This window comes from Pseudomonas nabeulensis (assembly GCF_004682045.1).
Lineage (GTDB): Bacteria > Pseudomonadota > Gammaproteobacteria > Pseudomonadales > Pseudomonadaceae > Aquipseudomonas > Aquipseudomonas nabeulensis.
The window spans coordinates 70,552-89,400 of record NZ_QUZT01000012.1 but is presented as its reverse complement, the minus strand read 5'-3'; the positions used below and the strand labels follow the sequence as shown (position 1 = coordinate 89,400).

At 61.0% G+C, this 18,849-nt stretch carries 12 protein-coding genes and 1 pseudogene; 12 read left to right on the top strand and 1 reads right to left on the bottom strand.

Going from position 1 to position 18,849, the window contains the following annotated elements:
* Positions 1–81 precede the first annotated feature (81 nt).
* The 3 genes from rpmE to DYL61_RS09145 all read left to right on the top strand — a co-directional run bounded on the left by rpmE (position 82) and on the right by DYL61_RS09145 (position 2,580).
* Positions 82–300, top strand: a complete 219-nt coding sequence (gene rpmE, locus DYL61_RS09155) for a 50S ribosomal protein L31 (RefSeq protein ID WP_010213765.1) — start codon at positions 82–84, stop codon at positions 298–300.
* A 35-nt stretch (positions 301–335) separates the two neighbouring features.
* Positions 336–1,130 carry a thermonuclease family protein gene (locus DYL61_RS09150; RefSeq protein WP_135308066.1) on the top strand — a complete coding sequence of 265 codons (795 nt, stop codon included), beginning with the start codon at positions 336–338 and terminating at the stop codon, positions 1,128–1,130.
* 181 nt (positions 1,131–1,311) lie between these two features.
* Positions 1,312–2,580 carry a malic enzyme-like NAD(P)-binding protein gene (locus DYL61_RS09145; protein WP_135308065.1) on the top strand — a complete coding sequence of 423 codons (1,269 nt, stop codon included), beginning with the start codon at positions 1,312–1,314 and terminating at the stop codon, positions 2,578–2,580.
* A 226-nt stretch (positions 2,581–2,806) separates the two neighbouring features.
* Here DYL61_RS09145 and DYL61_RS09140 read toward each other — a convergent pair whose 3' ends face one another.
* Positions 2,807–5,269, bottom strand: coding sequence for a penicillin-binding protein 1A (locus DYL61_RS09140; protein ID WP_420825069.1), 2,463 nt, complete (start codon positions 5,267–5,269; stop codon positions 2,807–2,809).
* 221 nt (positions 5,270–5,490) lie between these two features.
* On the opposite strand from DYL61_RS09140, the gene pilM reads away from it, so the two are divergent.
* The 9 genes and pseudogenes from pilM (at position 5,491) to DYL61_RS09090 (ending at position 18,633) form a co-directional block, all read left to right on the top strand.
* On the top strand, positions 5,491–6,144 hold the full coding sequence (pilM, locus tag DYL61_RS09135) for a type IV pilus assembly protein PilM (RefSeq protein ID WP_135308087.1): 654 nt from the start codon (positions 5,491–5,493) through the stop codon (positions 6,142–6,144).
* Entirely contained in the window at positions 6,144–6,695 is a 552-nt protein-coding gene (locus DYL61_RS09130) for a PilN domain-containing protein (RefSeq protein ID WP_135308063.1), read from the top strand. The genes pilM and DYL61_RS09130 overlap by 1 nt, the downstream gene beginning before the upstream one ends.
* Complete coding sequence (locus tag DYL61_RS09125; protein WP_135308062.1) at positions 6,692–7,663, top strand: pilus assembly protein PilP; 972 nt, start codon at positions 6,692–6,694, stop codon at positions 7,661–7,663. Before DYL61_RS09130 ends, DYL61_RS09125 begins: the two co-directional genes overlap by 4 nt.
* Positions 7,664–7,805: 142 nt before the next feature.
* A pseudogene (locus tag DYL61_RS09120) lies at positions 7,806–9,059 on the top strand (type IV pilus secretin PilQ); the annotation flags it as partial.
* Between the two features lie 4 nt (positions 9,060–9,063).
* Positions 9,064–9,582 carry a shikimate kinase AroK gene (gene aroK, locus DYL61_RS09115; protein ID WP_135308061.1) on the top strand — a complete coding sequence of 173 codons (519 nt, stop codon included), beginning with the start codon at positions 9,064–9,066 and terminating at the stop codon, positions 9,580–9,582.
* Between the two features lie 125 nt (positions 9,583–9,707).
* Positions 9,708–10,808, top strand: a complete 1,101-nt coding sequence (gene aroB, locus DYL61_RS09110; RefSeq protein ID WP_135308060.1) for a 3-dehydroquinate synthase — start codon at positions 9,708–9,710, stop codon at positions 10,806–10,808.
* Between the two features lie 10 nt (positions 10,809–10,818).
* Entirely contained in the window at positions 10,819–12,384 is a 1,566-nt protein-coding gene (locus DYL61_RS09105) for an SPOR domain-containing protein (protein WP_135308059.1), read from the top strand.
* Between the two features lie 352 nt (positions 12,385–12,736).
* Positions 12,737–17,182, top strand: a complete 4,446-nt coding sequence (gene gltB, locus DYL61_RS09095; protein ID WP_135308057.1) for a glutamate synthase large subunit — start codon at positions 12,737–12,739, stop codon at positions 17,180–17,182.
* A gap of 32 nt (positions 17,183–17,214) precedes the next feature.
* Positions 17,215–18,633: an FAD-dependent oxidoreductase gene (locus DYL61_RS09090; RefSeq protein WP_135308056.1), complete on the top strand. Its 1,419-nt coding sequence runs from the start codon at positions 17,215–17,217 to the stop codon at positions 18,631–18,633.
* Positions 18,634–18,849 lie beyond the last annotated feature (216 nt).

The window sequence follows — 18,849 nt, the reverse complement described above, 5'->3', positions numbered from 1 at the left end:
GTCTGGTAGAATCCGCGGCCTAATTACGTGCGGTATTCGACAATAGTGTCGAGTGGCGGCACGCTAGCCCGAGGAAGTGCCATGAAAGCCGATATCCATCCAGCGTACGAAACCATCGAAGTTACCTGCAGCTGCGGCAACAAGTTCGAAACCCGTTCGAACCTGTGCAAGCCACTGGGTACTGACGTATGCAACGAGTGCCACCCGTTCTACACCGGTAAGCAGAAAACTCTGGACACCGGCGGCCGTGTACAGCGCTTTGCTGACCGTTTCGGTGCTTTCGGTGCCAAAAAGGCCTAAGGCCGATCAACTTGGGAAGCCGCTTCGGTTTTTCCATGCTGATGAAAAAGGCGTCCCTTGTGGGCGCCTTTTTTGTGCCCGGGATTTGGCTGTCGGTCGCGCAGGCCGAGGTCTTCTGCCCTGCGCCGGCGTCGCTGGCCCAGGTAGAAGTGCAGCGAGTGGTCGATGGCGACACCGTGCGGCTCAAGGATGGCCGCAGCGTACGCATGATCGGGCTCAATGCCCCGGAAACCGGTAAGAAGGGCCTTACGGACGAGCCTTACGCCGTCGCTGCCCGCCAGCGCTTGCAGGCGTTGGTCGACGCCAGTGAGGGGCGCGTTGGCCTGCGGCCGGGGCGTGAGGTCAAAGATCGTTATGGCCGTACCCTGGCCCACCTCTACGGGGCCGATGGCGAGAACCTTGAGGCCCGATTATTGGCCGAAGGCCTTGGATTCCAGGTGGGTGTCGCACCCAATGTCGACCTCGTCGCTTGCCAGCAGGCTGCCGAGAACAGTGCCCGCAAGGCGCGTCTGGGCCTGTGGCGACAATCGCCGGTGCAAAGCGTGGGGCAACTCAAGCGTTCCGGCTTTGCCTTGGTCAGTGGCAATGTCAGCAAGATCGAACGCAATCGCGGCGGAATCTGGATCGAGTTGCAGGGTTCACTGGTATTACGTATTGCGCCCGATCTGATCCGTCAGTTCGACAACACTCTGCTCAGTGGTCTGCAAGGCAGGACAATCGAGGCGCGAGGCTGGGTGCAGGACCGAGCCAAACGTGGCGGACTAAAAAACGCCCAGGCACGTTGGTTGATACCGTTGACCGACCCGAGCATGCTCAAATCAACGAATTAATAAAAAATTGTAGACATTTTTTTAGTCGATTGTGAACAGTTGAGCCCTTATATCCCGTGGCCTTAGACCAAAGTACGTCGCTTTGGGGCCTTGACACGGGTGACTGCCCAGTCTTGTAGGGACTTTGCGACACGCGTATCCTCGGCGGTCCGTCGACCAACAGTAAAAGCGGAATGCCGATATGTCTGATTTGAAAACTGCCGCTCTCGAATATCATGCCAATCCTCGTCCAGGAAAGCTGAGTGTAGAGCTCACCAAAGCCACCGCCACCGCACGCGACCTGTCGCTGGCCTACAGCCCTGGCGTGGCCGAGCCCGTACGTGAAATCGCCCGCGACCCTGAGCTGGCGTACAAGTACACCGGCAAAGGCAACCTGGTTGCAGTGATTTCCGATGGCACCGCGATTCTCGGCCTGGGTAACCTCGGCCCATTGGCTTCCAAGCCAGTCATGGAAGGCAAGGGCGTGCTGTTCAAGCGCTTTGCCGGTATCGACGTTTTCGACATCGAAGTCGATTCCGAGAGCCCGCAGGCTTTCATCGACACCGTAAAGCGCATTTCCATCACCTTCGGTGGCATCAACCTGGAAGACATCAAGGCACCTGAGTGCTTCGAGATCGAAAAGGCCCTGATCGAACAGTGCGACATTCCGGTATTCCACGATGACCAGCACGGCACCGCAATCGTGACCGCGGCCGGCATGATCAACGCCCTGGAAATCGCTGGCAAAACCCTGTCCGACGCACAGATCGTCTGCCTGGGTGCTGGCGCTGCGGCCATCTCCTGCATGAAGTTGCTGGTGAGCATGGGCGCCAAGCTGGAAAACATCTTCATGGTCGACAGCAAGGGCGTCGTTCAATCCGAGCGTACCGACCTGAACCAGTACAAGGCGATGTTCGCCCACGCCACCGACAAGCGCAGCCTGGCTGACGCCCTTGACGGTGCAGACGTGTTCGTCGGCCTGTCCGGCCCGAACCTGCTGAGCGCCGAAGGCCTGAAGTCCATGGCGGCCAACCCGATCGTGTTCGCCTGCTCCAACCCGGACCCAGAGATCTCGCCAGAGCTGGCTCACGCCACCCGTAGCGACGTGATCATGGCTACCGGCCGTTCGGACTACCCGAACCAGGTCAACAACGTACTGGGCTTCCCGTTCATCTTCCGTGGTGCCCTGGACGTTCGCGCCAAGCGCATCAACGAAGAGATGAAAGTCGCTGCCGCCAACGCCCTGCGTGAACTGGCCAAGCTGCCGGTGCCTCAGGAAGTGTGCGACGCCTACGGTGGCATCAAGCTGGAATTCGGTCGTGAGTACATCATTCCGAAACCAATGGATAAGCGCCTGATCACCCTGATCTCCGATGCCGTGGCCAAAGCCGCCATCGAGACCGGCGTGGCTACCCTGCCGTATCCGAAGCACTACCCGCTGAACAGCGTGGATGATGTGTTCAACGGCTAAGCCGTTGTAGCGCACCAACAAAAAGCCCCGGCTCTCGCGAGTCGGGGCTTTTTTGTGGGTTGCTGATTAACCTGAACATTACAGAGATCCAAATGTGGGAGGGGGCTTGCCCCCGATGGCGGTGTATCAGTGACAGATGTACTGACTGACACACTGCCATCGGGGGCAAGTCGAATCGTCGCACCGCCCCTCCCACATTTAGAACCTCATTGGTTTGAAATCTTGGTTAGAACAGGTCTATCGGCGCTGCCTCATCCGCCGGCAACGGGCTACCCGGTGCAACACCATTGCCCAGCTCATTGACCGACGGCGGCGTATCTTCGCTCTTGAACAGTTCGAAGTACGCATTTGGCGTGCTGGGCGAGGCCGCTCGGCCACTGATTGGGTCGATGCGCAGGCTGAGGATGCCTTCCGGTTCCGGCTGGGTGTGCAGGGGCTTGTCTTTCAGGGCGCCGCCCATGTAGCTCATCCAGATCGGCAGTGCGACGGTGCCACCGAACTCGCGACGACCGAGGCTTTCCGGTTGGTCGTAGCCGGTCCACACCGTGGTCACGTAGTCGGCGTTATAGCCGGAGAACCAGGCGTCCTTGGAGTCGTTGGTGGTACCGGTCTTGCCCGCGATATCCGCACGGCCCAAGGCCAGTGCGCGGCGGCCGGTGCCTTTTTTGATCACGTCCTGGAGGATGCTGTTGAGGATGTACGTAGTGCGGCCATCCACTACGCGCTCGGCGACCGCAGGCGCTTGTGGTTCGGCGGGCGTGGTGGCGTTTGCAGCAGGCGCTGTGCCTGGGGTTGGTTCGATGGTAATGCCGCCGTTGCTCGGTGCGGCCAGGCCGTCGGTGGCGGCCACGCCGTTGACCACATCACCCGGCACTCGTGGCGGGTTGGCAGTGAACAGGGTGTCGCCATTGCGGCTTTCGATCTTGTCGATCAGGTACGGCGCAATCTTGTAACCGCCGTTGGCAAAGGTACTCCAGCCGGTGGCGATTTCCATCGGCGTGAGGGTCGCGGTGCCCAGCGCCAGGGACAGGTTGGGCGGCAGGTCCGACTTGTTGAAGCCAAAGCGCGTGATGTAGTCGATGGTCTTGCCGACGCCCATCGCTTGCAGCAGGCGGATCGACACCAGGTTGCGCGACTTGTACAGCGCTTCGCGGATGCGGATCGGACCGAGGAAGGTGTTGGTGTCGTTCTTCGGGCGCCAGACCTTGTCCAGGTATTCGTCGACAAACACGATCGGTGCATCGTTGACCAGGCTGGCGGCGGTATAGCCGTTATCCAGTGCGGCGCTGTAGATGAATGGCTTGAAGCTCGAGCCCGGCTGGCGCTTGGCCTGGGTGGCGCGGTTGTAGTTGCTCTGCTCGAAGGCAAAGCCACCGACCAGCGCGCGGATTGCACCGTTCTGTGGGTCGAGGGAAACCAGAGCGCCTTGAGCCAAAGGCACTTGGCTGAATTTGAGGCTGTCGTCCTTCTGGCGTTGCACGCGGATCAGGTCACCCACTTGCGCCACGTCCGACGGCTGCTTGGGCATCGGCCCCATGCTGTTGGTGTTCAGGAACGGGCGCGCCCACTTCATGCTGTCCCAGCTCACATGGGCTTCGCCGGTGCGGGTCAGCACCTGCACGCCGTCTTTTTGCACTTGGGTCACGATGGCCGGTTCCAGCCCGCTGATGGCGCGTTGCTTGCCCAGCTCGGTGGTCCAGGCGCTCAGGGTCTTGCCCGGCAGGCGCGACTCAGGGCCGCGGTAGCCGTGGCGCTGGTCATAGGTGATCAGGCCGGAATGCACCGAATTATTCGCGATGTCCTGCAAGTCGCTCGGCACCGTGGTGGTGACGCGGAAGCCCTCTGTGTAGGCCTCGCTGCCATAACGGCCGACCATCTCGGCGCGGGCCATTTCAGCAATGTAGGGGGCATTCACTTCCGGCGTCGGCACGTGATAACTGGCATTCAACGGCTCGGCCACTGCACTTTCATAGGCGGCCTGGTCGATCTTGCCCAGCTTGTACATGCGCCCCAGGATCCAGTCGCGACGCTCTTTGCTGCGCGCCGGATTGGCCAGGGGGTTGAAGCGCGATGGGGCCTTGGGCAGCCCGGCAATCATCGCCATCTGCGCAAGGCTCGCGTCACGGATGGACTTGCCGTAGTACACCTGCGAAGCGGCTTCAATGCCGTAGGCGCGGTTGCCCAGGTAGATCTTGTTGACGTACAGCTCGAGGATCTCGTCCTTGGTCAGCTGACGTTCGATTTGCAGGGCCAGCAGGATCTCGGTGGCTTTGCGCGAAAAACTGCGTTCGCTGGTGAGGAAGAAGTTCTTCGCCACCTGCATGGTGATGGTGCTGCCGCCGGATTGAATGTGTCCGCTTTTTACCAATTGCGTGGCTGCGCGCACCAGGCTGCTGGGGTCGACGCCATAGTGGTTGGCAAAATTATCATCTTCGGCCGAGAGCAGGGCGCTGATGAAATTGGGTGGAATATCGGCAAAACGGATCGGTGTGCGGCGCATTTCGCCGAACTCCGCGATCAGTTTTTCATCGCTGCTGTAGACCCGCAAAGGAATCTGCAACTGGATACTTCTCAGGGCCTCTACGGAGGGTAAACCCGGACTAAGGTAGAGGTAGGCACCGCTGAGCACGAGCAGCAGCCCGCAGACAATCGCGACAATGGAGTACCCGAAAAACTTCAGCAGACGAATCAAGGCTTTTGGATTTCCAGAGAAAAGAATGAGTTAGGCGTCGGGGCATGCATGACAAACGATGGATCAACCCGGGCGGCAGATAAAAAGCGGAGAAAAACGCTGGGCATTAAAGCATTTTTCGACTTGGGGCGTCATTCGTGCCGCCTCAACAAGTCGACCGAATGCATGGCGTTCAACGGCAATCAGGCGGTATGACAGGCAAAGTTTTAGGGAGTTTTATAGTGAAGGGATTTTTCACGCGAAAAGCCGACACCCTGTTGGGCGTCGATATCAACGACACGGCGGTCCGGTTGGTTGAACTGGGTCGTTCAGCCAACGGCTACAGCATTCAAGGCTATATCACCCAGGCGCTGCCCGCCCGCGCGGTGGTCGATGGTGCGTTCCGGGATCTTGAAGGCATAGGGCATGCATTGCAGGTGGCGCTGCCTCGGCTACACACGACCCTGCGCGGCGCAGCGATTGCCGTGGCCGGGTCTTCGGTGATTACACGGGTTATCGAGTTGGCGGCCGGGCTCAGCGATGAGGAAATGGCCTGGATGATCCAGGCGGAGGCGGACCAGTACATTCCTTACCCGTTGGATGGAGTGGCCATCGACTTTCAGGTCCAGGGTCACGTGGCCCACGACCCTGCCCGCGTTAAGGTGCTGCTGGCGGCTTGCTTGAAGGAGCATGTTGAAGCTCGCGAGGCGGTTTTGGCCCTGGCCGGGCTGGTGCCGAAGGTGATCGATGTCGAAGCGTTTGCATTGGCGCGCGCATGCAGTCAGGATTTCGCCAGCTTCACGCCGGCTCATCGTGTCGATGGGGCACAATGGGCGGTGGATGCCCACGGGATGGGAGTGGCTTGCGGGTTGGCCCTGAGGAGTTTCGCTTGATGACACGAATCAACCTTTTGCCTTGGCGCCAGGCGCTGGCGGAACGGCGGCGCAAACTCTTCCTGGCGTTTCTGCTGGCGTTCGCCGGTGTCGCGCTGGCGGCCGTGTGGCTGGCGGACCAAGTGATCGACCAGGCGATTGACCGGCAAGTGACCCGCAACAGCTATCTGGACAAGGATGTCGTGGTCCTGGATTCACGCATCAAGACCCTTGACGACCTGCAAGCGCAGAGCCAGCAGTTGGCGCAGCGCATGAAGGCCGTGCAGGACTTGCACGATGGCCGCTCGCCCGGCGCACAGTTGCTGGACCAATTGGCGCGCACGGTGCCAGAGGGGGTGCACTTGCATGAAGTGGTCGCCAAGGGCGACACGCTGAGTATCAGCGGCAGCGCGGACTCCAGCCAGGACATTGCCCAATTGATGCGCCGCCTGGAAGCCTCCGAAGGGCACCGTGCCACTCGACTGCAACATGTGCGCACCGACGGCGCACGTGGCACGAATGAATTCCAATTGATGGTGCGCCACGGGGAATCCTCCGGGGGCCAGCCATGAGCCTGCCCGGGCTCAAACTTCTCGCACTCATTCATCACGCTGCACATTGGCCCCTACCTGGCAAGGTTTTGCTGGGCTGTGCGCTGGCGGGCGTGGCGTGGGTGGTCGGCGACCTTGTGCACCTGAGCCCGCAGCGGGAACGGTTGCACCAGGCCGAGGTGCGGGAAACGGAGCTGCAACAACACATTGCTCAAAAGATGGCCCTGGCCGTTAGCGTTGATGCGCGCAATCGCCAACTGCAGTCCGACCAGGAACAGGCCGATAAGCTTCTGCGGCAGTTGCCGGGCGAATCCGAGATGCTCGGCTTGTTGGAAGATATCGCGCGTCTGGCGTTGGCCAATGGCCTGCTGATCGAAAGCGTCACGCCTTTGCCTGAGCAATCCCGAGCGTTCTATACCGAACAGCCCGTGCAGATCGGTGTGACAGGGATCTATCACGACTTGGCGACGTTCGTGAGTGACCTGGGCGGCCTGTCACGCATCATCACCACCCACGAAATCAACCTGCGGCCCGATGGCCGGTTGCTGCGGCTTGACCTGCTGGCCAGCACTTATTGGCGTGCAAGGCCAGGCGGCGGTCCGGCCGAGCCTATTGTGCGAACACCGCGGTTTGCCTACGACTCATCCGGCCTGCGGGATCCTTTCCAGCCGCTTGCCTTGCAGTTCGATCACACACCCGGGCGCCCCGGTGCGGCGCCGAATCTTGCCAGGGCTCGCGGTGCCCTGGAAAACCTGGCGATGGACCAGTTCGAAATGGTCGGCACGCTGTCTCGCGGCCTTCAGACCTTTGCCTTGCTGCGTGCGGCATCCGAGGTGCACCGTCTGGCCGTTGGCGATTACCTGGGGCCGGACCATGGTCGGGTCACGGCGATCCATGACGGCCATGTCGAACTCGTCGAGCTGTTCCCCGATAAACAGGGCGCATGGCTGGAGCGCCCGCGAAGCCTCGTGTTGAACGTCAACTCATAACGGAATCCAATCAATGAAAAGGACTTTCTCGTCCTTCGGTGTGGCGCTATGGATAGCGTTCACGGCACCGATGGCTGCTGCTGTGCCCAACCGTGTCGACCTCATCCACCTGCCGCCCCCTGGCAGTGTGGTTCCCGGCGTCTATGCCGGCGACAAGCTGACCCTAAACTTCCAGAACATCGACCTGCGCACCGCGTTGCAGCAGATTGCCGACGTGGCAGGCCTCAACCTGGTGGCGGGCGACGATGTGCAAGGCTCGATCACCCTGCGGCTCAAAGAGGTGCCGTGGGATCAGGCGCTCGATCTTGTGCTGCAAGCCAAGGGCCTCGATAAGCGATTGAAGGCTGGCGTATTACTGGTGGCGCCGGCCGAGGAGCTGGCGGCGCGTGAATTGCTGATACTGGAGTCGCGCAAGCAAATGGCCGAACTGGCACCCTTGCGCCGGGAGCTGTTGCAGGTCAACTACGCCAAGGCGGCGGACCTGGCCAAGCTGTTCCAGTCGGTGACCGGCCTGGAAGGCACCACTGATGAGCGCGGTTCGGTGGCGGTGGATGATCGCACCAACAACATCATTGCCTACCAGACCGGAGAACGCCTGGAGGAACTGCGGCGGATCGTGGCGCAACTGGATATCCCGGTGCGTCAGGTGATGATCGAAGCGCGGATTGTCGAGGCCAATGTCGACTACGACAAAAGCCTGGGCGCGCGCTGGGGAGGGCGGCTCAATCGGGGCAATTGGGGCGCTGGCGGTATCAACAAGCCCTTGGCAGAGGGCGCGGAGCCCCCGGAGAACCCGCCGAGTTCACCGTTTGTCGATTTGGGGGCGATTACCGGCACGTCCGGCCTGGGCATCGCCTATATCACCGACAACCTGTTGCTGGACCTGGAGCTGACGGCCATGGAGAAAACCGGCAACGGCGAAATCGTCTCGCAACCCAAGGTGGTGACGTCCGACAAGGAAACCGCACGCATCCTCAAGGGCACCGAGATCCCCTACCAGGAATCCAGCTCCAGCGGCGCGACCTCGGTGTCGTTCAAGGAGGCTTCGCTGTCCCTGGAAGTCACCCCGCAGATCACCCCGGACGATCGCGTGATCATGGAGGTCAAGGTCACCAAGGATGAGCCCGACTACCTGAACAAACTCAACGACGTGCCGCCGATCAAGAAGAACGAAGTCAACGCCAAGGTGCTGGTCAAGGATGGCGAGACCATCGTGATCGGCGGGGTTTTCTCGAATACCCAAAGCAAAGTGGTAGATAAAGTGCCATTTTTGGGCGATGTGCCGTATCTTGGCCGCCTTTTCCGGCGCGATGTGCTGGCAGAGAAAAAATCCGAGCTGCTGGTATTCCTGACTCCGCGTATTATGAATAACCAGGCGATTGCTGTGAGTCGTTGATTCTGTGCGAAATTTGATTCTTGTAGGACCGATGGGGGCTGGAAAAAGCACCATCGGCCGTTTGCTGGCCAAAGAGCTGCGCCTGCCATTCAAAGATTCCGACAAGGAAATTGAAGTGCGCACGGGTGCCAATATCCCATGGATCTTCGATAAGGAAGGCGAGCTGGGCTTTCGTGACCGCGAGCAGGCGATGATCGCCGAGCTGTGCGGCCTCGACGGCGTGGTGTTGGCCACCGGCGGTGGCGCGGTGATGCGCGAAGAAAACCGCCGGGCGCTGCATTCCGGTGGTCGGGTGGTCTATCTGCATGCCTCGGTCGAGCAACAGGTGGGCCGTACCGCCCGCGATCGCAATCGTCCTTTGCTGCGTACAGCCAACCCGGAAAAAACTTTGCGGGACCTGCTGGCGCTGCGCGATCCGCTGTATCGGGAAATCGCCGACCTGGTGGTGGAAACCGATGAGCGGCCCCCTCGGATGGTGGTCCTCGACATTCTTGAGCGCCTGCAACGGCTGCCACCCCGTTAAAGCCTGGCCCGAAATGCGCTATTCTCGGCGGCGCGCCAACACCCTTTGAAGTGTGGCGTAGAGCCATCAGGCGGCGTCGGATTGCGACGCTGCCGGTCGTCAAAACAACTCTAACGCGGGGACACATGCAGACACTTACGGTCGATCTAGGCGAGCGCAGCTACCCGATCCATATTGGCGAAGGTCTGCTGGACCAGCCCGAGTTGCTCGCACCGCACATTGCCGGGCGGCAAGTGGCGATCATCTCCAACGAAACGGTCGCGCCGCTGTATCTTGAGCGTCTGAGCCGCAGCCTGTCGGCGTACTCGGTGATCTCCGTGATCCTGCCCGACGGCGAAGCCCATAAGAATTGGGAAACCCTGCAACTGATCTTCGATGGCCTGCTCACCGCGCGCCATGACCGCCGCACCACCGTGATCGCCCTGGGCGGCGGTGTGATCGGCGATATGGCCGGCTTTGCAGCGGCCTGTTACCAGCGCGGCGTGGACTTTATCCAAGTGCCGACCACGTTGCTGTCCCAGGTCGATTCGTCGGTGGGCGGCAAGACCGGCATCAACCATCCGCTGGGCAAGAACATGGTTGGCGCGTTCTACCAGCCGCAAGCCGTGCTGATTGACACCGCCACCCTCAATACCCTGCCGCCGCGCGAGCTGTCCGCGGGCCTGGCAGAAGTCATCAAGTACGGCCTGATCTGCGACGAGCCGTTCCTGGCCTGGCTCGAAGAACACGTCGATGCCCTGCGCAACCTCGATCAGGCCGCCCTGACCGAAGCGATTTCCCGCTCCTGCGCCGCCAAGGCGTTGGTAGTCAATGCCGACGAACGGGAGTCCGGCGTACGGGCCACCTTGAACCTGGGCCACACCTTCGGCCATGCGATCGAAACGCACATGGGCTATGGTGTTTGGTTGCATGGGGAGGCCGTAGCGGCTGGCACAGTGATGGCGTTGGAGATGTCGCAACGCCTGGGCTGGATCAGCGCCCAGGAGCGTGATCGTGGTATTCGCCTGTTCCAGCGCGCCGGTTTGCCGGTCATTCCGCCTGAGGAGATGACCGAAGCGGACTTCCTCGAACATATGGCGATAGACAAGAAAGTGATCGACGGTCGACTGCGCCTGGTGCTGTTGCGCCACATGGGCGAAGCGGTGGTGACCGACGATTATCCAAAAGAGATTTTACAGGCCACGCTGGGCGCGGATTACCGCGCGCTGGCTCAGCTGAAAGGTTAATAAGATCCCGATGACTAGTTTGCATGCCGACGAGGCGTTCCTCGGCCATTACCAGCTAAGCCACGACCCTTTTGCTCCACGGGTGCCTGGCTTCAAATTTTTCCCGGCCCAGCGCAAGCCTGTGCTTGGGCAGTTGCATCACCTTGCGCGTTACAGCCAACTGCTGTTGGTGGTCACCGGCCCGTTGGGCAGCGGCAAGACCTTGCTGCGCCAGGCCTTGGTGGCCAGCACCAACAAACAGTCGGTGCAGAGCGTGGTGGTGTCGGCCCGTGGGGCCGGTGATGCGGCGGGCGTGTTGCGCCAAGTGGCGCAGTCTTTGGACGTGGCCACGGCCGAGCCGAACGCGATCCTCAAGCAAGTGGTGCAGTTGGGCCTGACCGGCCAGGAAGTCTACTTGCTGGTGGATGACGCCGAGCAGCTCGATGAGTCCGCCCTGGAAGCGCTGTTGGCGCTGGCCGCTGGTACGCCGGAAGGCCGCCCGCACGTGTTCCTGTTCGGTGAGTCGTCGTTGATCGCCGATCTGGAGCAGATCAGCGGCGACCAGGAGCTGTTCCACGTCATCGAATTGCAGCCGTACGAAGAAGAGGAGACCCGCGAATACCTGGCTCAACGCCTGGAGGGCGCAGGTGCTGGTATCGAACTTTTCTCCGCCCAGCAGATCTCTGATATTCACGAAAGCTCCGACGGCTGGCCTGGCACCATCAACCAGGTTGCCCGCGATGCCATGATCGAAGCCATGATTGCCAGCCGCTCAGCGGTCAAGCGTCCAAAGATGGGGTTCACTATGCCTAAGAAGCACGTATTGGCTATTTCTGCCGTTGTCGTGGTCGCTGTTGCCGCTGCCTGGTTGATCCCGGGTCGCAGCAAGGCGCCGACCACCGCCGGCACGCCAACCGAACAGGCGCAGTTGCCACTGGGCAAGCCTACTCCAAACGTTGAATTCGCCAATTCCGGCCAACCGACCAACCTGCCGATGGTCGGCCAGCCCGTTATGCGCGGCCCGCTTGCCGAAGAAGCCGGCGGCATCTCCGAAGGCGACGACGGAGTGCCAGTGGAAGGTTCCAGCGCGACACCGCCGACCGTGACCACCACTGCACCGCCTGCGGGCGTGCCAGCGGGCCAGCCGGCTGCGGTTGCCAAGCCAACCCCGGCACCGACCGTCGCCACTGCCAAGCCTGCGCCAGTGACCAAGCCGGTTGCACCTGCGCCTGCGCCAGCGGCCAAGCCAGCCCCTGCTGCCAAACCGGCTGAAAAACCAGCCGCTACCGTTGCCAAGGCCGGCGCTGCTGGCAGTGGTTGGTATGGCAGCCAGCCTGCCAACAACTTCGTGGTGCAGATCCTCGGCACCAGCTCCGAAGCCAACGCTCAGGCGTTCGTGAAAGAGCAGGGCGGCGAGTACCGTTATTTCAAGAAAGTGCTCAACGGCAAGCCTCTTTACGTGATCACGTACGGCAACTTCTCCAGCCGTGCCGCCGCAGATTCTGCGATCAAAACCTTGCCAGCGAAGGTTCAGGCTGGTAAACCTTGGCCTCGCACTGTCGCCAGCGTTCAACAAGAACTGGCAGCAACTCGCTGAAGATCCGGCGACCTTACCCAGGTCGCCCTCCCAGCACCTCAAAAAAAATCGCATGGCGTGCAGTCCCGCAAGGACCGCGCGCTTTGTGGTGTCTGCGTCATAGTGGCTTTTGAGTCGCGGCAGTCAAAATTAAAAAAGTTTTGACTAGCACAGCGTATCGCTTTAAACCTTTCATAAATGCGACATAGATTTGCGACATTTCGTCGCTAAATTTGTGAGCGTCTGTGTCGGTGTGTACAATGACCTCCCTTTTGCCCCCGCTAAGCCGGCGTACGTTCGGCGTGGAAGGTAACCGGTTGAATTGAAAAGAAATTTGCCTCGATATAAGAGGCAGCCTGGTGAGAAAGTGTCTATGAAAGCAGGTCTGTACCAACCCGATGAATTCAAGGATAACTGCGGTTTCGGCCTGATAGCCCATATGCAGGGCGAGCCCAGTCATACCCTTTTGCAAACGGCCATCGAGGCCCTGACCTGCATGACCCACCGTGGTGGGATCAACGCCGACGGCAAGACCGGTGACGGTTGTGGCTTGCTGATTCAAAAGCCCGACCTGTTCCTGCGCGCTGTCGCAAAAGAACAATTTGCGGTCGACCTGCCCAAGCAATACGCCGTGGGCATGGTGTTCTTCAACCAGGACCCGGTCAAAGCCGAAGCCGCTCGCGAGAACATGAACCGCGAAATCCTGGCCGCCGGCCTGCAGCTTGTCGGCTGGCGCAAAGTGCCGATCGACACCAGCGTCCTCGGCCGCCTGGCCCTGGAGCGCCTGCCGCAGATCGAACAAGTGTTCATCGCTGGCGACGGCCTGAGCGACCAGGACATGGCGATCAAGCTGTTCACCTCCCGTCGTCGCTCGTCCGTGGCCAACGCTGCCGACACCGAACACTACATCTGCAGCTTTTCCCACAAGACCATCATTTATAAAGGCCTGATGATGCCGGCGGACCTCACCGCCTTCTATCCAGACCTGAGCGATGAGCGCCTGCAAACCGCAATCTGCGTGTTCCACCAGCGCTTCTCCACCAATACCCTGCCGAAATGGCCGTTGGCCCAGCCATTCCGCTTCCTCGCCCACAATGGCGAGATCAACACCATCACCGGTAACCGCAACTGGGCGCAGGCCCGTCGCACCAAGTTCAGCAACGACTTGATGGACCTGGAAGAACTCGGCCCGCTGGTCAACCGCGTCGGCTCCGACTCTTCCAGCATGGACAACATGCTCGAGCTGATGGTCACCGGCGGCATCGACCTGTTCCGTGGCGTGCGCATGATCATTCCGCCAGCGTGGCAGAACGTCGAAACCATGGACCCGGACCTGCGTGCGTTCTACGAGTACAACTCGATGCACATGGAGCCGTGGGACGGCCCGGCCGGTGTGGTGATGACCGACGGCCGCTACGCGGTGTGCCTGCTCGACCGTAACGGTCTGCGCCCGGCGCGTTGGGTCACCACCACCAACGGTTTCATCACCCTGGCGTCGGAAATCGGCGTGTGGGACTACAAGCCCGAAGATGTCATCGCCAAAGGCCGCGTAGGCCCTGGCCAGATCCTGGCCGTGGACACCGAAACCGGGCAGATCCTCGACACCGACGCCATCGACAACCGCTTGAAGTCCCGTCACCCGTACAAGCAATGGCTGCGCAAGAACGCCATGCGCATCCAGGCGACCATGGAAGACAACGACCATGGCTCGGCTTTCTACGACGTCGACCAACTCAAGCAGTACATGAAGATGTACCAGGTCACGTTCGAAGAGCGCGACCAAGTGCTGCGTCCGCTCGGCGAGCAAGGCTACGAGGCGGTGGGCTCCATGGGCGATGACACGCCGATGGCCGTGCTGTCCCAGCGTGTGCGCACGCCGTACGACTATTTCCGCCAGCAGTTCGCCCAGGTGACCAACCCGCCGATCGACCCGCTGCGCGAAGCCATCGTGATGTCGCTGGAAGTGTGCCTCGGTGCCGAGCGCAACATCTTCCAGGAATCGCCTGAGCACGCCTCCCGTGTGATCCTCAGCTCGCCAGTGATCTCTCCGGCCAAGTGGCGCTCGTTGATGACCCTGGAGCGTCCAGGCTTCGACCGTCAGATCATCGACCTGAACTACGACGAGAGCCTCGGCCTTGAAGCCGCTGTGCGCAACGTCGCCGACCAGGCCGAAGAGGCCGTGCGCGCTGGTCGTACCCAGATCGTGCTGACCGACCGCCACATTGCTCCAGGCAAGTTGCCGATCCACGCCTCCCTGGCCACCGGCGCGGTACACCACCGCCTGACCGAAAAAGGCCTGCGCTGCGACTCCAACATCCTCGTGGAAACCGCCACCGCTCGCGACCCGCATCACTTCGCGGTGCTGATCGGTTTTGGTGCCTCGGCGGTGTACCCGTTCCTGGCCTACGAAGTGCTGGGCGACCTGATCCGTACCGGTGAAGTGCTGGGCGACCTCTATGAGGTGTTCAAGAACTACCGTAAAGGCATCACCAAGGGCCTGTTGAAGATCCTGTCGAAGATGGGCATCTCCACCGTGACGTCCTATCGCGGTGCGCAACTGTTCGAAGCCATCGGCCTGTCCGAAGAAGTGTGCGAGCTGAGCTTCCGTGGCGTGCCAAGCCGCATCAAGGGTGCGCGTTTCGTCGACATCGAAGCCGAGCAAAAAGCCCTGGCCACCGAAGCCTGGAGCGCGCGCAAGCCGATCCAGCAAGGCGGCCTGCTCAAGTTCGTGCACGGTGGCGAATACCACGCGTACAACCCGGACGTGGTCAACACCTTGCAAGCCGCCGTGCAGCAGGGCGACTACGCCAAGTTCAAGGAATACACCTCGCTGGTGGATAACCGCCCGGTGTCGATGATCCGCGACCTGTTCAAGGTGAAGACCCTGGACACGCCGATGGACATCGCCGACGTCGAGCCTCTGGAGTCGATCCTCAAGCGCTTTGACTCCGCCGGTATCTCCCTGGGCGCGTTGTCACCTGAAGCGCACGAAGCCCTGGCCGAAGCCATGAACCGCCTGGGTGCGCGTTCCAACTCCGGTGAAGGCGGTGAAGACCCAGCGCGCTACGGCACCATCAAGAGCTCGAAAATCAAGCAAGTGGCGACTGGCCGTTTCGGTGTGACCCCGGAATACCTGGTCAACGCCGAAGTGCTGCAAATCAAGGTGGCCCAAGGCGCCAAGCCCGGTGAAGGCGGCCAGCTGCCAGGCGGCAAGGTCAACGGTTTGATCGCCAAGCTGCGTTACGCAGTGCCAGGCGTGACCCTGATTTCGCCACCGCCGCACCACGACATCTACTCGATTGAAGACTTGTCGCAGCTGATTTTCGACCTGAAACAAGTCAACCCGCAGGCCCTGGTCTCGGTGAAACTGGTAGCAGAAGCCGGCGTGGGCACCATCGCCGCCGGCGTGGCCAAGGCCTATGCCGACCTGATCACCATTTCCGGCTACGACGGCGGCACCGGCGCATCGCCGCTGACCTCCATCAAGTACGCGGGTGCACCGTGGGAACTGGGCCTGGCCGAAACTCACCAGACCCTGCGCGGCAACGACCTGCGCGGCAAAGTCCGTGTGCAGACCGACGGTGGCCTGAAAACCGGCCTCGACGTGATCAAGGCCGCGATCCTCGGCGCCGAAAGCTTCGGCTTCGGCACTGCGCCGATGATCGCCCTGGGCTGCAAATACCTGCGCATCTGCCACCTGAACAACTGCGCCACCGGCGTGGCGACCCAGAACGAGAAGCTGCGCAAGGATCACTACATCGGCACCGTCGACATGGTGGTGAATTTCTTCACCTACGTCGCCGAAGAGACCCGTGAGTGGCTGGCCAAACTGGGTGTGCGTTCGCTGGAAGAGCTGATCGGTCGTACCGACCTGTTGGACATCCTCGAAGGCCAGACCGCCAAGCAACATCACCTGGACCTGACGCCGCTGCTCGGCAGCGATCACATCCCGGCCGACAAGCCGCAGTTCTGCGGCGTGGACCGTAACCCACCGTTCGACAAAGGCCTGCTGGCCGAGAAAATGGTGGAAATCGCCGGGTCGTCGATCAATGACGCCAGCGGTGGCGAATTCGAACTGGATATCTGCAACTGCGACCGTTCCATCGGCGCACGCATCTCCGGCGAAATCGCACGCAAGCACGGCAACCAAGGCATGGCGAAAGCGCCGATCACCTTCCGTTTCAAGGGCACCGCAGGCCAAAGCTTCGGTGTGTGGAACGCCGGCGGCTTGCACATGTACCTGGAAGGCGACGCCAACGACTACGTGGGCAAGGGCATGACCGGCGGCAAGCTGGTGATCGTTCCGCCTAAAGGCAGCGTCTACAAGACCCAGGACAGTGCCATCATCGGCAACACCTGCTTGTACGGCGCCACCGGTGGCAAGTTGTTCGCCGCCGGTACGGCCGGTGAGCGTTTCGCCGTGCGTAACTCCGGTGCCCACACCGTAGTGGAAGGCACTGGCGATCACTGCTGCGAGTACATGACCGGGGGCTTTGTCGCGGTACTGGGCAAGACCGGTTACAACTTCGGTTCGGGCATGACCGGCGGTTTCGCCTACGTGCTCGACCAGGACAACACCTTCGTCGACAAGGTCAACCACGAGTTGGTCGAGATCCAGCGCATCAGCGGCGAAGCCATGGAGTCCTACCGGAACCACTTGCAGCACGTGCTGGACGAGTACGTCGAGGAAACCGGCAGCGAATGGGGTCGTAACCTCGCCGAGAACCTCGATGATTACCTGCGTCGTTTCTGGCTGGTCAAGCCCAAGGCTGCCAACCTGAAATCGTTGCTTTCCAGCATCCGTGCCAACCCGCAGTGATATGCGCCTGAAGAGTTTGATGAGGTTTTAACATGGCTGAACGTCTGAATAACGACTTCCAGTTCATCGATGTCGGGCGCAAAGATCCGAAGAAGAAACTGTTGCGTCAACGCAAGAAAGAGTTCGTGGAAATCTACGAACCCTTCAAACCCCAGCACTCGGCCGACCAGGCCCACCGCTGCCTGGGTTGCGGTAACCCGTATTGCGAATGGAAGTGCCCGGTGCACAACTTCATTCCCAACTGGCTCAAGCTGGTGGCCGAGGGCAACATCCTCGCCGCCGCCGAGCTGTCGCACCAGACCAACACCCTGCCGGAAGTGTGTGGCCGGGTGTGCCCGCAAGACCGTCTGTGCGAGGGTGCGTGCACCCTTAACGACGGCTTCGGCGCGGTGACCATCGGCTCGGTGGAGAAGTACATCACCGACACCGCATTCGCCATGGGCTGGCGCCCGGACATGTCCAAGGTCAAGCCGACCGGAAAACGCGTTGCCATCATCGGCGCCGGCCCTGCTGGCCTAGGTTGTGCCGACGTGCTGGTGCGTGGCGGCGTGACCCCGGTGGTGTTCGACAAGAACCCGGAAATCGGCGGCCTGCTGACTTTCGGCATCCCCGAGTTCAAGCTGGAAAAGACCGTACTGAGCAACCGTCGCGAAGTGTTCACCGGCATGGGCATCGAGTTCCGCCTGAACACCGAGATCGGCAAAGACGTGACCATGGAGCAACTGCTCGAAGAGTACGATGCCGTGTTCATGGGCATGGGCACCTACACCTACATGAAGGGCGGCTTTGCCGGTGAGGACCTGCCGGGCGTGTACGACGCGTTGGACTTCCTGATCGCCAACGTGAATCGCAACCTGGGCTTTGAAAAGTCGCCGGAAGATTTCGTCGACATGAAAGGCAAGAAGGTCGTGGTGCTGGGCGGTGGTGACACCGCGATGGACTGCAACCGCACGTCGATCCGCCAGGGCGCCAAGTCGGTGACCTGCGCCTATCGTCGTGACGAAGCCAACATGCCCGGTTCGCGCAAAGAGGTGAAGAACGCCAAGGAAGAAGGCGTGAAATTCCTCTACAACCGCCAGCCGATTGCCATCGTGGGTGAAGACCGCGTTGAAGGCGTGAAGGTGGTCGAGACCCGTCTCGGCGAACCGGACGCCCGTGGCCGTCGCAGCCCCGAGCCGATCCCGGGTTCCGAAGAGATCATCCCGGCGGACGCCGTGGTCATCGCCTTCGGTTTCCGCCCAAGCCCGGCGCCGTGGTTCGATCAGTTCCAGATCCAGACCGACAGCCAGGGCCGCGTTGTAGCCCCGGAACAAGGCCAGTACAAGCACCAGACCAGCAACCCGAAGATCTTCGCCGGTGGCGACATGGTGCGCGGGTCTGATTTGGTGGTGACCGCGATCTTCGAAGGGCGCAATGCTGCCGAAGGGATCCTGGATTACCTGCAAGTCTGACCCTGATCTTGGTTTGAAATGGGATCAAACTGTGGGAGGGGGCTTGCCCCCGATGGCGGTGTATCAGTCACCCAATTCATTGGCTGACACACTGCAATCGGGGGCAAGCCCCCTCCCACATTTGTTTTGTGCAGGTTCAAGATACTGTCGCAAATCAACCCTATAGACAAAAGGCACGGCGCATTCCGTGCCTTTTGCGTCCGGCTCTGAGAAAAT